This window comes from Allobosea sp. (assembly GCF_048595345.1).
GTDB lineage: Bacteria > Pseudomonadota > Alphaproteobacteria > Rhizobiales > Beijerinckiaceae > Allobosea.
Window position 1 is genome coordinate 1 of the sequence record NZ_JBMDWH010000212.1, and the last position, 14,585, is coordinate 14,585.

Below are 14,585 nucleotides of genomic sequence, written 5' to 3' on the forward strand. Positions count from 1 at the left end.
CACCGACACCCATCTCGTCCCGCCCGGCGGCATCGTCCATGGGCTCGACCCGGCGCAGCAGTTGCGCGAAGCGCTGGCCGATATCGCGGCCCGCCATGCCGATGCCGACCTGGTCGTGATCACCGGCGATCTCTGCAACGACGGCGAGCCGGCCGCCTATGCGCTGCTCAAGGATCTGCTGGCGCCGCTGCCGATGCCGGTGCGGCTGATGCTGGGCAATCACGACGGACGCCCCGCCTTCCGCGAGGCCTTTCCCGACCATCCGCATGACGAGGCCGGGTTCATCCAATCCTGGCAGGACACGCCCTTCGGCCGGCTGCTCTTCCTCGACAGCCACGAGGCCGGCGTCATCGGCGGGATGTACTGCGAAAAACGCCTCGCCTGGCTCGACGAGGCGCTGGCAGGGGCCGGCGAGCAGCCGGTCACGGTCTTCATCCACCACCCGCCGGTGCCGGACGGGCTGGCCCATTTCAAGAATATCGGCCTGCATGACGGTGGTGCGGTCATCGCCCGCCTCGCCTGCCATCCAGGCGGCGTGCGCCACATCGTCTTCGGTCATCTGCATGTGCAGCTGACCGGCGTGAGCCGGGAAGGCATCGCATTCAGCTCTGGCCAGTCCTGCACCCACCGCTTCATCACCGAACCGGATGCGGCGCGGCCCTGGTGGACGGGCGGGCCGCCCTGCTACCGCATCCTGATGCTCGACGAGCACGGTTTTCGCGCCTACGCGGCCGAAGTCGGCCAGACGCCGGTGTCCCAACCGCAAGAATGCGCCGGCCCCTGAGGGCCGACGCATCCTGATCATGTCGATCCGCTTCAGGCGGATCGGCTCAGCTCTGGCCGCCCTTACGTCCGGCCTCGGAGGCCTTCTCGCGATCGTTCGCGAAATTGCCCGAGCCGCCGCGCTCGCCGCCCTGCTGGCCGCGACCATCCTGGTCGCTGGCCGATTGCTGGCGATCGCCGCCGCCGCTGCTCTCGCCGCCCTTGCGGCCGGCTTCCGCGGCGAGATCATGATCCTGCGAGAAGCTGCGCTTCTCGGCCGGAACGCTCTGCCCGCCCTTGGAAGCGATGTCGCGCTGCTTGTCGTCGTCCATCGACGCAAAACCGCGGTTGCTGGTGTCGTTTGCCATAGCAAATCTCCTGTCGTGGGTGGAAAGGAGCCGGCTGGCTCGCTGGGTCAACGAACGAACCAGCCAATGTTTTCCGCCGCTCGCGATTGGGTCCGGTCACGGACAGAGCGGCGCCGCAGCGTCATGCCGCCTGCTTGTTGGCGGTGCCGGTGCCGAGCTTGCTCAGAAGCTCGTCCGTCTTCTTTTCCTCGCTCAGCGTCTGGTCGAGCAGCTTCACCGCCTCCTTGTGGCCGAGCTCCTGCGCCCAGGCCTTCAGCGTGCCATAGCGCGCCATCTCGTAATGCTCGACCGCCTGCGCGGCCGCGACGAGGCCGGCATCGAGCGCGGGGCTGCCCTCGAACTCCTCCATGATGCTCTTCCCCTCCTCGATGATGCCGAGGATGGCGTCGCAGGTCTTGCCCCGAGGGGCCTTGCCGATCGCCTCGAACACCTCACTGAGCCGCTCGACATGCGTCTCGGTCTCGTCGCGATGGGTCTGGAAGGCCTGCTTCAGCTCGGGCGAGGACGCCGCCTTCGCCATTTTCGGCAGGGCCTTCAGGATCTGTTTTTCGGCGTAATAGATGTCCTTCAGCGTATCGAGGAATAGGTCGTCGAGCGTCTTGGGTTCGGTCGCCATGATGGCCTCCTGGGTGGGAAGAGCTTGCCGAACCGGGGAGGACCCGCGCGGTTCCGGCGCGGGCGACACGCAGCGCACCGGCTGGCTCTTGGGTGCGCTGGAGCACGCAAGCGGACCTGCCCACGGCAGGCCTCGGCTTTGCACCCCGCCTCGGCCGCGGCCTTCGGTCGGCGCGCCAGCGGCCTTGCGTCACGCTTGGCAGCGGCCATGAAATGACCTGATCTGGAGGGGAGGATCGCCGGTGATTCCAACGCCTGCCGAGAGACCGCCCTTGAGCATTCCCGCGACCGGACGCTTCACATTCAATCGGGCCGAGCTCTGGGCCGACGGCATCGTCCACGGTATTGGCATCGCGCTCGGCATCAGCGGCGTCGCTGTGCTGATCGGCCATCTCGTAGCCGCCTCGGCGCTGGCCGATCTGCTGCCGGTCTCGATCTACAGCGCCGCCCTGCTCGCCGTGCTGATCATCTCCGCCGTCTACAACATGTGGCCTGTATCGCCGGCGAAATGGCTGATGCGGCGCTTCGATCATTCGGCGATCTATGTGCTGATCGCCGGCACTTACACGCCCTTCCTGATGAAGCTGGGGGAAAGCGCGACGGCGCAAGGGCTGCTCGCGGTCGTCTGGCTCGTTGCGATCGCGGGGATCGCGCTCAAGGTCGCGCTGCCCGGACGCTATGATCGGCTGTCGATCCTGCTCTATCTCGCCATGGGCTGGAGCGGCGTGGTGCTGTGGGAGAGCATCGCCACCCTGCCCGCGACGGCGCTCTGGCTGATGCTGGCCGGCGGCCTGCTCTATTCGGTCGGTGTGATCTTCCACATCTGGGAGAGCCTGCCCTTCCAGAACGCGATCTGGCACGCCTTCGTACTGGCCGCCTCGGGCTGCTTCTATGGCGCGGTTTTCCGGGCCTACGCGGTCGCGCCCACGGCCTGACGCCGCCGGTCGATCAGAGCTCCTCCGGCTTTTTTTCGCGCTCCAGCGTTCGGCTGCGGCTCTCGCCGGGCGGGCGGGCCCGTGCCCAGCCGGAAATAAGCAGCAGCGCGACGGGAATCGCCGCGACCACGATCCAGATGACGAAGCTTCCATCCGACTGCACGGCATCCTCCTGCACTGGCTCGGCTCTCATCCGATGAACGCCGGGGAGTCGCATGCGGTTCGGCATGGTCTGTCGTGAGCCGAGAGAAGAACCTGCAGGCGCCAGGCTGACTTTGGGGAAGGCCGTTCTTCGCGCGCCCGAAACAAGAGAAAGAAGCGCCCCGGCCGTTTCGATATCCTGCGATCACGATATCGGACGCATCTCAGCAGCAAGATTCATGACACATCGGGATGGACTGGCCGCAGCGGATCGCGCGCGATCCCTGTCGGCCTTTTTGGCGCAGCATCTGGCGGAGAAGAACGTCGGCGCTGTCTTCACGACCAGTTTCGGGCTCGAGGACCAGTTCCTCACCCATCTGCTGCATGACGCCGGCGTCGCAGCCCGCATCCGCTTCGCGACGCTCGACACCGGACGGCTCTTTCCCGAGACCTATGATCTCTGGCAGCGCACCGAAGAGCGCTACGGCATCGTCATCCATGGCTATGCGCCGCGCGGCGAAGCGGTGGAGCGATTCGTCGCCCATCATGGCGTGAACGGCTTCCGCAACGCCATCGACCTGCGCAAGCAATGCTGCGGCCTGCGCAAGCTGGAGCCGCTGGAGCGCGCTCTGGCGGGAGCCAAGCTCTGGATCACCGGCCTGCGCGCCGACCAGTCGGCCGCCCGCGCCCGGATCGGCCTGACCGAGACCGACGCCGAGCGCGGCCTGACCAAGCTCAACCCGCTGCATGACTGGAGCCGCGAGGACATCGCCGCCCTGGCCGAGACCGAGGAGCTGCCGGTGTCGCCGCTGCATGCCCGCGGCTTTCTCTCGATCGGCTGCGCGCCCTGCACCCGGGCCATCGCGCCGGGCGAACCGGAGCGCGCCGGGCGCTGGTGGTGGGAGGACGAGGCGGCCAAGGAATGCGGCCTCCATGTCGGCGCGGACGGCCGGCTGACGCGGCAGAACATGGGAGTTCCGGCATGATCGAGATGGGCCATCTCCAGCGCCTCGAGGCCGAGGCGATCTTCATCTTCCGCGAGGTGGTGGCGACCTGCGAGAAGCCGGTGCTGCTCTATTCGATCGGCAAGGATTCCGCCGTGCTGCTGCATCTGGCGATGAAGGCCTTCGCGCCCGGCCGCCTGCCCTTCCCGCTGCTGCATGTCGACACGACCTGGAAGTTCCGGGACATGATCGCCTTCCGCGACGAGACCGCGCGACGGCTGAACCTCGACCTCATCGTCCACATCAACGAGGAGGGCGTCCGCGCTGGCATCAACCCCATCGATTCCGGCTCTCGCATCCACACCGACGTGATGAAGACCCAAGGCCTGAAGCAGGCACTGGACCGGCACGGCTTCGACGCCGCCTTTGGCGGGGCCCGCCGCGACGAGGAAAAGAGCCGTGCCAAGGAGCGCATCTTCTCGCTGCGCAGCGCCGGCCATCGCTGGGACCCGAAGAACCAGCGGCCCGAGCCCTGGCGCCTGTTCAACACGCTGAAAAGGCAAGGCGAGAGCTTCCGCGTCTTCCCGCTCTCGAACTGGACCGAGCAGGATGTGTGGGACTACATCGCGCTCGAGAACATCCCGGTCGTCCCGCTCTATTTCGCCGCCCCGCGCCCGGTCGTGCGCCGCGGCGGAACCTGGATCATGCGCGACGACGAGCGCCTCCCGCTGCTGCCGGACGAGGTCGTCGAAACCCGCTCGGTCAGGTTCCGCACGCTGGGCTGCTACCCGCTGACCGGCGCGGTGGAGAGCCATGCCGCGACCCTGCCCGACATCATCGCCGAAATGCGCGCCTCCAGCACCTCCGAGCGCCAGGGCCGGATCATCGATCATGACGGCGCCGGCTCCATGGAGCAGAAGAAGCAGGAAGGATACTTCTGATGGGCTCGACTGCCCGCAAACTCGCCCAGCCCACCGTCGCGACCCGCGAGGATGCCGCCAACGATCACCAGCGCGGCCGCAAGCCCGCGCTGCGCTTCTTCACCTGCGGCTCGGTTGATGACGGCAAGTCGACGCTGATCGGGCGCCTGCTCTACGAGGCCGGCGCTATCCTCGACGACCAGATGGACACGCTGGCGAACGATTCCCGCCGCTTCGGCACGCGCGGAGCGGAGCTGGATTTCGCCCTGCTGGTCGATGGCCTCTCGGCCGAGCGCGAGCAGGGCATCACCATCGACGTCGCCTATCGCTATTTCGCCACGCCGCGCCGCGGCTTCGTCGTCGCGGACACGCCCGGCCACGAGCAATACACCCGCAACATGGCGACTGGCGCCTCCACCGCCGATCTCGCGGTGATTCTCGTCGATGCGCGGCTCGGCCTGCTGCCGCAGACGAGGCGCCACTCCACCATCGTCTCGCTGGTCGGGGTACGCCAGGTCGTGCTCGCGGTGAACAAGATGGATCTCGTCGGCTATGACGAGGCCGTCTTCCGGAAGATCGTCGCGGACTACGCCGCCATCGCCGAGACGCTCGGCCTGAGCCAGGTCACCGCGATCCCGATTTCGGCCCGCGACGGCGACAACATCCTCGGGCGCTCGCCAGCGATGCCCTGGTATCGCGGCCCCGCTCTGCTGCCGTTTCTCGAGGAGGTCGATGCCGGCCGGCCGCAGGCGGAGGGCGGGCTGATGCTGCCCGTGCAATGGGTCAACCGGCCGAACGCCGATTTCCGCGGCTATGTCGGCACCATCGCGCGCGGCACGCTGTCGGTCGGCGACCGGCTCGCCGTGCTGCCCTCCGGCCGCGCGAGCACCGTTACCCGTATCATTGGGCCTAGCGGCGACATCCCGCGCGCCGGGATCGGCCAGCCGGTGACGGTCACGCTCGCCGACGCGATCGACGTCTCGCGCGGAGACGTGCTCGTGGCCGCCGAGCAGCGCCCGCTGCTGCGCTCGACCCTGCGCGCGAAACTGCTCTGGACCGGCGAGACGCCGCTGGCGGCGGAGAACCGCTACTGGCTGAAGCTGGCCTCGAGCCGGATCGAGGCGGCGATCGGCGAACTGCACCACGCCATCGACATCCAGACGCTGAAGCCGGTCTCCGCGACAGCGCTCGGCCCCAACGACATCGGCGTCGCCACGCTGCTGCTCGACCGGCCGGTGCCGGCCCTGCCCTTCGCCCGCAATACCGAGATGGGCGGCTTCATCCTCATCGACCGGGTGACGCATGAGACGGTGGCCTTCGGCTTCGTCGGCGAGGAGGTCGCGCCCGAGAGGCCGCGCCAGCACGAGCCGGAACTCGCCGGCCGCATCCGCCGCTGGGTCGGCCCGCCCGATTCGCTCGCCCGTGCCTTGCGCTTCGGTCAGGTCTTCGCGCACCTGGCCAGCAGCGTCGCCTTGGCCGGCCTGCTTTGGGGCCTGACGGGTTCGGCGCCTCTGGCGATCGGCATCGGCCTCGCCGATCTGGTGCTGCGCCCGCTCGTCATCCTGTCGTCCAAGCTCGGCATGGCCGGCCTTTGGCGCGGCCTGCGGGCCCGTTCGCTCGCGACGGGCGAGAACGTCCATGGTGGCGGCATCTGACCAAGGGTTTCATCGCAACCGGGGAAAACAAATCCTTCTCCCGGTGGCATGAACTTTGGAAAGCGCTGCTCGTTGCGGTAGCTTGGAACGCCAAGCGTCTTCGCCTAGTATCGTCCGTCATAAAGAACGATTTGTTCTTCCTAGAGATTGGAGCGATCATGACCAAGCGCCCCTTCCAGCGTGTCCTGCAGATGGGACTCGGCTTTGCGGCCTTCGCCCTCTGCTTCGGCATAGTCGCCTCGGTTCGCGCGCAGGAACTGCTCAACGTCTCCTATGACCCCACGCGCGAGCTCTACCGCTCCATCAACAGCGCCTTCCTCGCCGAGTGGAACGCCGCCAACCCGGACAAGAAGATCACGACCATCCGCCAGTCGCATGGCGGCTCGGGCGCGCAGGCCCGCACGGTGATCGACGGGCTGAATGCCGATGTGGTCACGCTGGCGCTGGCCGGCGATATCGACGCCATCGCCCAGCGCTCGAAGAAGCTGCCGCTCGACTGGCAGAAGCGTCTGCCGGACAATTCCTCGCCCTATACCTCCACGATCGTCTTCCTCGTCCGCAAGGGCAACCCGAAGGCGATCAAGGACTGGGGCGATCTGGTGAAGCCCGGCACGCAGGTCATCACGCCAAACCCCAAGACCTCGGGCGGCGCCCGCTGGAACTACCTCGCCGCCTGGGCCTTCGCGCAGAAGGCCTATGGCAATGACGAGGCCAAGACGCGCGACTACATCGCCAAGCTGCTGACGAACGTGCCCGTGCTCGACACCGGCGCGCGCGGCGCCACCACCACCTTCACCCAGCGCGGCATCGGCGACGTGCTGCTCGCCTGGGAAAACGAGGCCTTCCTCGCGCTCGACGAATTCGGCGCCGACAAATTCGAGATCGTGGTGCCGAGCCTGTCGATCCTGGCCGAGCCGCCGGTCGCGCTGGTCGATGCCAACGCCGACGCCAAGGGCACTCGCGCCGCCGCGCAGGCCTATCTGGAGTTCCTCTACACGCCGAAGGCTCAGGCGATCATCGCCAAGAACCATTATCGCCCGCGCAAGCCCGAGGCGGCGGACCCGAAGGACATCGCTTTGTTCCCCAAGCTCGAGCTGGTGACCATCGACGGCGCCTTCGGCGGCTGGGCCAAGGCGCAGCCCGCCCATTTCGGCGATGGCGGCACCTTCGACCAGCTCTACAAGCCGGCCCGCTGAGACCGCGATGACGCAAGCGACGGCCCTGATCGGACGGTGGCGGCAGCCGAGCGTTCTGCCCGGCCTCGGCCTGTCGCTCGGCATCACCGTGACGGCGCTGTCGCTGATCGTCCTCATTCCGCTGGGCGCGCTGTTCCTCAAGGCGCTCTCGGCCGGCCCGGCCGATATCTGGGCTGTGGCGAGTTCGCCCCGCACGCTCGCCGCGCTCCGGCTCTCCTTCCTGGGGGCGATGCTGGCGGCGATCGTCAACACCGTCTTCGGGCTGCTGATCGCCTGGATTCTGGTGCGCTACGACTTTCCCGGCCGCAGGCTGCTCGATGCGGCAGTCGATCTGCCCTTCGCCCTGCCCACCGCCGTCGCCGGCATCGCGCTCGCCGCGATCTATGCGCCCAATGGCTGGGTGGGCGGGCTGCTCGCCCCGCTCGGCTACAAGATCGCCTATACGCCGCTGGGCGTAATGGTCGCGCTGATCTTCGTTGGCCTGCCCTTCGTCGTCCGCACCGTCCAGCCGGTGCTGCAGGAGGCGGGCGCCGATATCGAGGAGGCAGCGGCCCTGCTCGGTGCCAGCCGCTGGCGCACTATCACCCGCGTCGTGCTGCCGCCGCTGATCCCGGCGCTGCTGACCGGCTTCGTGCTCTCCTTCGCGCGCGCCGTCGGCGAATACGGCTCGGTGATCTTCATCGCCGGCAATGTGCCGATGGTCTCCGAGATCGCTCCGCTGCTGATCGTGATCCGGCTCGAGCAGTTCGATTATGCCGGCGCCGCCGTGGTCGGCGTGCTGATGCTGCTGCTCGCCTTCGCGCTGATCCTGACGGCCAATCTGATCCAGGCCTTTGCAAGGCGTCGCTTCGGCCATGTCTGACCTCGCCGCCTCTCCGGTCGCGCTGCGCGACGTGCCTGCCCCCGCCCGCGCGGCGATCCGCGGCGAAAGCCTGCCGGTGCGCATCGCGCTGATCGCGCTCGCCCTGGCGTTTCTCGCCTTCTTTCTGTTCCTCCCGCTGCTCTCGGTGTTCGTCGAGGCCGGCGCGCGTGGCTGGCAGGCCTACAAGGCTGCGATCACCGAGCCCGACGCCATCGCGGCGATGCAGCTGACGCTGCTGGTCGCGGCCATCGCGGTGCCGCTCAACGTCGTAGTGGGGCTCGCGGCCGCCTGGGCGGTGGCGAAGTTCGAGTTTCGGGGAAAGAGCCTGCTGATCAGCCTGATCGACCTGCCCTTCTCGGTGTCGCCGGTGATCGCGGGTCTCGTCTTCGTGCTGCTCTTCGGCGCGCAGGGCTTTCTCGGCCCCTGGCTGCAGGCCCATGACGTCAAGATCGTCTTCGCATTGCCCGGCCTCGTGCTTGCGACAGTGTTCGTCACCTTTCCCTTCGTGGCGCGCGAACTCATTCCGCATATGCAGGCGCTTGGCTCCAGCGACGAGGAGGCGGCGTTGACGCTCGGCGCCTCCGGCTGGCGCACCTTCCTCACCGTGACGCTGCCGAACGTGAAATGGAGCCTGCTTTACGGGGTACTGCTCTGCAACGCCCGCGCCATGGGCGAATTCGGCGCCGTGGCGGTCGTCTCCGGCAAGATCCGCGGCCTCACCAACACCATGCCGCTGCATGTCGAGATTCTGTACAACGAGTACATGACCGCAGCCGCCTTCGCCGTCGCCTCGCTGCTGGCAGGGCTGGCGCTGGTCACCCTCGTCATCAAGACCGTGCTCGAATGGCGGTTCGGCGACGAGATCGCCGCCACCCGCCGCCACTGAAACGGGAGATCGCATCCATGACCGTTCCGGTCGGCATCGAGGCCGTCGCCAAGAGCTTCGAGACCTTTCAGGCGCTGCGCGGCGTCTCGCTCGACATTCAGGGCGGCGAACTCGTCGCACTGCTCGGTCCCTCGGGCTCGGGCAAGACGACGCTGCTGCGCGTCGTCGCCGGGCTGGAGAGCGCCGATTCCGGCCGCGTGCTGTTCGGCGACACCGATACGCGCCAGCTCTCCCTGCGCGACCGCCGCATCGGCTTCGTCTTCCAGCATTACGCGCTGTTCCGCACCATGACGGTCGCCGACAACGTCGCCTTCGGCCTGCGCTCCCGCCCGCGTCGCGAACGGCCGAGCGAGGCCGAGATCGGCAAGCGCGTCGCCGAGCTGCTCGAACTGGTGCAACTGCCCGGCCTCGCCAGACGCTATCCGACCCAGCTCTCGGGAGGCCAGCGGCAGCGCGTCGCCCTCGCCCGCGCGCTCGCCATCGAGCCGCAGGTGCTGCTGCTGGACGAGCCCTTCGGCGCGCTCGACGCCAAGATCCGCAAGGATCTGCGCGGCTGGCTGCGCGACCTCCACGCCCGCACCGGCCACACCACCATCTTCGTCACCCACGACCAGGAGGAGGCGCTGGAACTGGCCGATCGCGTCGCGATCCTTCATGACGGCAGGCTCCAGCAGGTCGGCACGCCGGACGATGTCTACGACCACCCGGCCAACCCTTTCGTCTGCGAATTCCTCGGCGAGGCCAACCGCCTGCCGGTGCGTGTCGTCGGCGGCCAGGCCTTCCTTGCCGACCGGCCGGTCTATGGCGGGCTGACCCAGAACCAGGCCGGGGCAGGCGCCCTCTATGTCCGCCCGCATCACCTCAAGATCGTCGACGACGCCCCGCTCGCCATTCCGGGCGTGATCGAGCATCTGCGCCGCAACGGCCCGCTGCGGCGCGCGGAAGTCGCGGTCGAAGGCCTGCCGAAACGGCTCGACCTCGACCTGACCAGCCCCGTGGCGCCGGCCATCGGCGAGCGGATCAAGCTGCGGATCACCCACGGCATGCTGTTCGCGGCGGCATGAGCCCGACGCGCCCGTTCCACCAGCGGTCATTGCGAGCGAAGCGAAGCAATCCAGAAGCGGCAGAGCACGACGGCTTACTGGATTGCGTCGTCGCCCCGCTCCTCGCAATGACGGGGAGAATGCCCTGTCGCGACGAGAATAATCTCCCCGCCCATGCCTAGGCCCGCATGGCGGAGATAAATATTACATTCTGCCTGTAATATTCAGAAATTCCATCTCTACAATGTAAATTGAAGCCCTCTCCTCCGTGAACTAGAATTTGGCATCGTCCGGAGGGTGCCTTGAAGCTCGTTTCCAACTGCCTGCGCCATGCCGCGCGCCGCCTCTCCGGGAAGCCGGTCTGATGGCTGCAGCCCCCAAGCGCCCCCCTCTGCCCGCGATCCTGCTCGCCAACGACCTGCTGGACGGCGATGTCGTTTTCGCGGCCAGCGATGGCGGCGAGATTGTCTGGTCGCGCGATCCCGCTGCAGCCCGCATCGCCCATGACGAGGAGGGCGCGGCGCGGCTGGAAGCATTCGCAGCCGCCGAGCTCGCCGGCAATCGCGTCGTGGATGCCTATCTGGTCGATGTCGCGATCGAGGACGGCCGGCCGGTGCCGCGCCATTTCCGCGAGAAGTTCAAGACGCTGGGCCCGAGCAACCGCCCCGATCTCGGCAAGCAGGCCGGCGAAGGCCTGAGCAGGACCGCCTGACATGTATCGCTATGACGAGTTCGACGAGCGCTTCGTGCGCGAGCGCAACGCCCAGTTCCGCGACCAGGTCGCGCGGCGCGTCTCGGGTGCTCTGACGGAAGACGAGTTCAAGCCGCTGCGGCTCAAGAACGGCGTCTATCTGCAGCTTCACGCCTATATGCTGCGCATCGCCGTGCCCTATGGCACGCTGAACTCCCGACAGCTGCGCCAGCTCGCGCTGATCGGCGAGCGCTATGACCGCGGCTACGGCCATTTCACCACCCGCACCAATCTCCAGTTCAACTGGCCGAAGCTGCGCGACATTCCCGATATTCTGGACCTGCTGGCCGATGTCGAGATGCATTGCATCCAGACCTCGGGCAACTGCATCCGCAACGTCACGGCGGATCATTTCGCCGGCGTCGCGCAGGACGAGATCGAGGATCCGCGCCCGGTCAGCGAACTGATCCGGCAATGGTCGACCGCCCATCCCGAATTCAGCTATCTGCCGCGCAAGTTCAAGATCGCGGTCACCGGCGCCGCCCATGACCGCGCCGTCATCAAGGCGCACGATATCGGCATCCGCATCCTGCGCCATCCGGACACCGGCGAGACCGGCTACGAGATCAGCGTCGGCGGCGGGCTCGGCCGCACGCCGATGATCGGCAAGGTCGTGCGCGACTTCCTGCCCAAGCCCCTGCTGCTCGCCTATCTGGAGGCGGTGATGCGGGTCTATAATCTGGAAGGGCGCCGCGACAACAAATACAAGGCGCGCGTGAAGATCCTCGTCCACGAGATCGGCACCGAAACCTTCCGCGAGCGCGTCGAGGCGGAATTCGCGAAGCTCGACCCGGCCCGCATCGTCGCCGACGAGGCGGAAGTGGCGCGCATCGCCGCCTATTTCGCCCCGCCCGCCTATGAGACGCTGCCGGCGACCAGCGCCGCCTTCGAGGCTGCGAAGGCGGCGAGCCCCGCCTTCGCCCGCTGGGCCAGGAACAACCTCACGCCGCACCGCGTGCCGGGCTACACCGCCCTCACCATATCCCTGAAGCCGATCGGCGGCGCGCCCGGCGACGCCACCAGCGAGCAGATGCGGCTCGTCGCCGACCTTGCCGAGCGCTACTCCTTCGACGAGCTGCGCGTCAGTCATGCGCAGAACCTCATCCTGCCGCATGTGAAGCTCGACGACCTCTTCGCCGTCTGGCAGGCGCTGGAGGGCGCGGAGCTGGCGACCGCCAATCTCGACCTCGTCACCGACATCATCGCCTGCCCCGGCCTCGATTATTGCGCGCTGGCCACCGCCCGCTCGATCCCGATCGCGCAGGCGATCTCGCAGCGCTTCGCCGATCAGGCCCGGCAGGAGCTGATCGGCACGCTCAACATCAAGATCTCGGGCTGCATCAACGCCTGCGGCCACCATCATGTCGGCCATATCGGCATTCTGGGGCTGGAGAAGCGCGGCATCGAATCCTACCAGATCACACTGGGGGGCGATGCCGGCAACGACACCGCCATCGGCGACATTCTGGGCCCCGGCCTCGCTGCCGAGGCGGTGCCGGATGCGATCGAGCGGATCGTCGAGGTCTATCTCGCCCATCGCGCCGACAACGAGAACTTCATCGCGACCGTGCGCCGTGTCGGCACCGCCCCGTTCAAGCAGGCTTTCAAGGAATTCGCCGATGCTGCTTGATCGCAACGGGGAAGCGCCAGAACTCTGGACCCGGACGGAGGGCGCGGCGCCCGCCGATCCCATCGCCCGCCCGCTGCTGCCGCTGGAGGCTCTGCCCGCCGCGCTGAGCCTGCTGGCCGAGGGCCAGCCTGTCGGCGTCGAGGTGCCGAACACCGTCACCGTCGAGGCGCTGGCCCCCCATCTGCCGCGGCTCGCACTGCTCGCCGTCTCCTTCCCCGCCTTCTCGGACGGGCGCGGCTTCAGCATCGCCCGGCGTCTGCGCCGGGCCGGCTTCACCGGCCGTCTGCGCGCGGTCGGCCCGCTGATCCCCGATCAATTCGCCTATGCGCTCGCCTGCGGCTTCGACGAGGTCGAATTGCCGGCGACGAGCGCCGCGCGGCAGGACCCCGAGCAATGGCGCGAGGCCGCCGCCTGGGGCGGAGATGCCTATCAGCGCGGCTATGAGCGCGACGGCAGCATTCTCGACCGCCGCCGCGCGGCGCGCGGCTGATCGCGAACGAGGCTATCGTCCCGCCCGATGGATACGCTCGCCAAACTGCCGATCTTCCTCGATCTCGACGGCAAGCGCGCCGTCGTGGTCGGCGGCGGCGTGGGCGCGGTTTGGAAGGTTGAATTGCTGGCGGCGGCCGGCGCGGTGGTGGAGGTGTTCGCCCATGAGCCCGCCGCTTCGCTGACGGAGTTGGCGGCCACCAAGCCGTCGCGGATCCTGCTGCGCCACGAACCCTGGCAGGCCGCTGATTTCAGCGGCGTCGTCATCGCGCTGCTCGAGCCCGAGAACGGCGAGGACGAAATCGACGGCTTCCGCGCCAAGGCAAAGGCGGCCGGCGCACTCGTCAACGTCATCGACACGCCGCATGCCTGCGATTTCCAGTTCGGCACCATCGTCAACCGCTCGCCGACGATCATCGGCATCTCGACCGATGGCGCCGCCCCGATCCTCGCCCAGGCCCTGCGCCGGCGCATCGAGGCCATTCTCCCGGCCGGGCTCGCGGCCTGGACCGCGATGGCCAAGGCCTTCCGCGAGGAACTCGCCGAGCGCCTACCGGAAAAGCCGGCGCGGCGGCGCTTCTGGGAGCGTTTCGTCGATCTGCTTTTCGTTCCCGGCCCGCAGGAGGTCGGCACCGCCGAGACCCTGCGCCGGATTGCCGAAGCGGTGGCGGAGGATGACGGGACGTCTCGGGGCGGCCCGCATCTCACCGCCATCTGCGTCGATCCGCACGATCCCGAGCGCCTCACCCTGCGCCAGATCCGGCTGATGCAGGCGGCGGACGTCATCCTGCACGGGCCGGACATCGCACCCGCCGTCCTCGAGCTGGGCCGCCGCGAGGCCCGCCGCCTGCCCGCGCCGGGCGATGATGCCGCCTTTCTGGCTTCGCTCGACCCGCAGGCCCCGCTCGCCATCGTCAAGCTGGTGGGCCGCACGCGCGGCGCCCACGCCGACCGCAAGCGAGCCTGAGACGACCGATCGATGCAGCGCCCCCCGACAGCAGCGGAGGATCACGAGATGGAGCTGGACCGCTACGAGCAGGCCGCCGCCCAGGCGCCCGGCAGCCGCAGGGCCGAGATCGCCTGCTGGCTGGCGATCCTCGCGCTGGTGGCGCTGAAGATCGCGGTGAGCCTCTAGCAAAGGCGCACCGGGTCCCTCGCAACATGGGACTTTGACGACGATCAACCGCTTCCGGCCCGCCCTTTGCCAAGGTGGGCTGCGAGCCGGACACAGGATGGCAGCGAGCGACGATGAGCAATTTCTACGAGGAGCGGGTTCTCTCGGTCCATCACTGGACGGACACCCTGTTCAGCTTCACGACGACGCGGGATGCGACCTTCCGCTTCAAGAACGGCCAGTTCACGATGATCGGGCTGAAGGTGGGCGAAAA

General features: G+C 68.0%; 17 protein-coding genes and 1 pseudogene. 15 read left to right on the forward strand and 3 right to left on the reverse strand.

Going from position 1 to position 14,585, the window contains the following annotated elements:
* Nucleotides 1-784, forward strand: a 784-nt coding sequence (locus tag ACOJTB_RS18085; RefSeq protein WP_420103916.1) for a phosphodiesterase, incomplete at its 5' end; no start/stop codon positions are given.
* Between the two features lie 46 nt (nt 785-830).
* Here the strand turns inward: ACOJTB_RS18085 and ACOJTB_RS18090 are convergent.
* The gene (locus tag ACOJTB_RS18090; RefSeq protein ID WP_420103917.1) at nt 831-1,130 is read right to left on the reverse strand and encodes a con-10 family general stress protein; all 300 of its coding nucleotides are present in this window, start codon (nt 1,128-1,130) and stop codon (nt 831-833) included.
* 121 nt (nt 1,131-1,251) lie between these two features.
* Nucleotides 1,252-1,746, reverse strand: a complete 495-nt coding sequence (locus ACOJTB_RS18095; protein ID WP_420103918.1) for a YciE/YciF ferroxidase family protein — start codon at nt 1,744-1,746, stop codon at nt 1,252-1,254.
* A 271-nt stretch (nt 1,747-2,017) separates the two neighbouring features.
* Between ACOJTB_RS18095 and trhA the strand changes: the two genes are divergently transcribed.
* Nucleotides 2,018-2,680, forward strand: a complete 663-nt coding sequence (gene trhA, locus ACOJTB_RS18100; protein WP_420103919.1) for a PAQR family membrane homeostasis protein TrhA — start codon at nt 2,018-2,020, stop codon at nt 2,678-2,680.
* Nucleotides 2,681-2,693: 13 nt separating this feature from the next.
* On the opposite strand, the gene ACOJTB_RS18105 is transcribed toward trhA, so the two are convergent.
* Nucleotides 2,694-2,843, reverse strand: a complete 150-nt coding sequence (locus ACOJTB_RS18105) for a hypothetical protein (RefSeq protein ID WP_420103920.1) — start codon at nt 2,841-2,843, stop codon at nt 2,694-2,696.
* Between the two features lie 217 nt (nt 2,844-3,060).
* Here ACOJTB_RS18105 and ACOJTB_RS18110 point away from each other — a divergent pair, with 217 nt between their 5' ends.
* From ACOJTB_RS18110 to ACOJTB_RS18170, 13 genes and pseudogenes are all read left to right on the forward strand, one after another.
* A complete protein-coding gene (locus tag ACOJTB_RS18110) occupies nt 3,061-3,807 on the forward strand; it encodes a phosphoadenylyl-sulfate reductase (RefSeq protein ID WP_420103921.1) in 747 nt (248 codons plus the stop codon).
* Nucleotides 3,804-4,706: a sulfate adenylyltransferase subunit CysD gene (gene cysD, locus ACOJTB_RS18115; RefSeq protein WP_420103922.1), complete on the forward strand. Its 903-nt coding sequence runs from the start codon at nt 3,804-3,806 to the stop codon at nt 4,704-4,706. The genes ACOJTB_RS18110 and cysD overlap by 4 nt, the downstream gene beginning before the upstream one ends.
* Nucleotides 4,706-6,340 carry a sulfate adenylyltransferase subunit 1 gene (locus ACOJTB_RS18120; RefSeq protein WP_420103923.1) on the forward strand — a complete coding sequence of 545 codons (1,635 nt, stop codon included), beginning with the start codon at nt 4,706-4,708 and terminating at the stop codon, nt 6,338-6,340. The genes cysD and ACOJTB_RS18120 overlap by 1 nt, the downstream gene beginning before the upstream one ends.
* Before the next feature lie 158 nt (nt 6,341-6,498).
* The gene (locus ACOJTB_RS18125) at nt 6,499-7,536 is read left to right on the forward strand and encodes a sulfate ABC transporter substrate-binding protein (RefSeq protein WP_420103924.1); all 1,038 of its coding nucleotides are present in this window, start codon (nt 6,499-6,501) and stop codon (nt 7,534-7,536) included.
* A gap of 7 nt (nt 7,537-7,543) precedes the next feature.
* Nucleotides 7,544-8,398: a sulfate ABC transporter permease subunit CysT gene (gene cysT / locus ACOJTB_RS18130; protein WP_420103925.1), complete on the forward strand. Its 855-nt coding sequence runs from the start codon at nt 7,544-7,546 to the stop codon at nt 8,396-8,398.
* Nucleotides 8,391-9,284: a sulfate ABC transporter permease subunit CysW gene (gene cysW / locus ACOJTB_RS18135; RefSeq protein ID WP_420103926.1), complete on the forward strand. Its 894-nt coding sequence runs from the start codon at nt 8,391-8,393 to the stop codon at nt 9,282-9,284. Before cysT ends, cysW begins: the two co-directional genes overlap by 8 nt.
* Before the next feature lie 17 nt (nt 9,285-9,301).
* Nucleotides 9,302-10,348, forward strand: coding sequence for a sulfate/molybdate ABC transporter ATP-binding protein (locus tag ACOJTB_RS18140; protein ID WP_420103927.1), 1,047 nt, complete (start codon nt 9,302-9,304; stop codon nt 10,346-10,348).
* 343 nt (nt 10,349-10,691) lie between these two features.
* Nucleotides 10,692-11,039: a DUF2849 domain-containing protein gene (locus ACOJTB_RS18145; protein ID WP_420103928.1), complete on the forward strand. Its 348-nt coding sequence runs from the start codon at nt 10,692-10,694 to the stop codon at nt 11,037-11,039.
* A gap of 1 nt (nt 11,040) precedes the next feature.
* Entirely contained in the window at nt 11,041-12,708 is a 1,668-nt protein-coding gene (locus ACOJTB_RS18150) for a nitrite/sulfite reductase (RefSeq protein WP_420103929.1), read from the forward strand.
* Nucleotides 12,698-13,198, forward strand: coding sequence for a DUF934 domain-containing protein (locus tag ACOJTB_RS18155; protein ID WP_420103930.1), 501 nt, complete (start codon nt 12,698-12,700; stop codon nt 13,196-13,198). The genes ACOJTB_RS18150 and ACOJTB_RS18155 overlap by 11 nt, the downstream gene beginning before the upstream one ends.
* Before the next feature lie 27 nt (nt 13,199-13,225).
* Nucleotides 13,226-14,164 carry a precorrin-2 dehydrogenase/sirohydrochlorin ferrochelatase family protein gene (locus ACOJTB_RS18160; protein ID WP_420103931.1) on the forward strand — a complete coding sequence of 313 codons (939 nt, stop codon included), beginning with the start codon at nt 13,226-13,228 and terminating at the stop codon, nt 14,162-14,164.
* 12 nt (nt 14,165-14,176) lie between these two features.
* Nucleotides 14,177-14,332, forward strand: coding sequence for a hypothetical protein (locus ACOJTB_RS18165; RefSeq protein ID WP_420103932.1), 156 nt, complete (start codon nt 14,177-14,179; stop codon nt 14,330-14,332).
* A gap of 113 nt (nt 14,333-14,445) precedes the next feature.
* Nucleotides 14,446-14,585, forward strand: a pseudogene (locus ACOJTB_RS18170) (ferredoxin--NADP reductase); the annotation flags it as partial.

What these genes read in the sequence shown, in the direction of transcription:
- ACOJTB_RS18090 (WP_420103917.1), bottom strand. Translation starts at nt 1,130, where the DNA reads ATGGCAAACGACACCAGCAACCGCGGTTTTGCGTCGATGGACGACGAC.
- ACOJTB_RS18095 (WP_420103918.1), bottom strand. Translation starts at nt 1,746, where the DNA reads ATGGCGACCGAACCCAAGACGCTCGACGACCTATTCCTCGATACGCTG.
- ACOJTB_RS18110 (WP_420103921.1), top strand. Translation starts at nt 3,061, where the DNA reads ATGACACATCGGGATGGACTGGCCGCAGCGGATCGCGCGCGATCCCTG.
- cysD (WP_420103922.1), top strand. Translation starts at nt 3,804, where the DNA reads ATGATCGAGATGGGCCATCTCCAGCGCCTCGAGGCCGAGGCGATCTTC.
- ACOJTB_RS18120 (WP_420103923.1), top strand. Translation starts at nt 4,706, where the DNA reads ATGGGCTCGACTGCCCGCAAACTCGCCCAGCCCACCGTCGCGACCCGC.
- ACOJTB_RS18125 (WP_420103924.1), top strand. Translation starts at nt 6,499, where the DNA reads ATGACCAAGCGCCCCTTCCAGCGTGTCCTGCAGATGGGACTCGGCTTT.
- cysT (WP_420103925.1), top strand. Translation starts at nt 7,544, where the DNA reads ATGACGCAAGCGACGGCCCTGATCGGACGGTGGCGGCAGCCGAGCGTT.
- cysW (WP_420103926.1), top strand. Translation starts at nt 8,391, where the DNA reads ATGTCTGACCTCGCCGCCTCTCCGGTCGCGCTGCGCGACGTGCCTGCC.
- ACOJTB_RS18140 (WP_420103927.1), top strand. Translation starts at nt 9,302, where the DNA reads ATGACCGTTCCGGTCGGCATCGAGGCCGTCGCCAAGAGCTTCGAGACC.
- ACOJTB_RS18145 (WP_420103928.1), top strand. Translation starts at nt 10,692, where the DNA reads ATGGCTGCAGCCCCCAAGCGCCCCCCTCTGCCCGCGATCCTGCTCGCC.
- ACOJTB_RS18150 (WP_420103929.1), top strand. Translation starts at nt 11,041, where the DNA reads ATGTATCGCTATGACGAGTTCGACGAGCGCTTCGTGCGCGAGCGCAAC.
- ACOJTB_RS18155 (WP_420103930.1), top strand. Translation starts at nt 12,698, where the DNA reads ATGCTGCTTGATCGCAACGGGGAAGCGCCAGAACTCTGGACCCGGACG.
- ACOJTB_RS18160 (WP_420103931.1), top strand. Translation starts at nt 13,226, where the DNA reads ATGGATACGCTCGCCAAACTGCCGATCTTCCTCGATCTCGACGGCAAG.
- ACOJTB_RS18165 (WP_420103932.1), top strand. Translation starts at nt 14,177, where the DNA reads ATGCAGCGCCCCCCGACAGCAGCGGAGGATCACGAGATGGAGCTGGAC.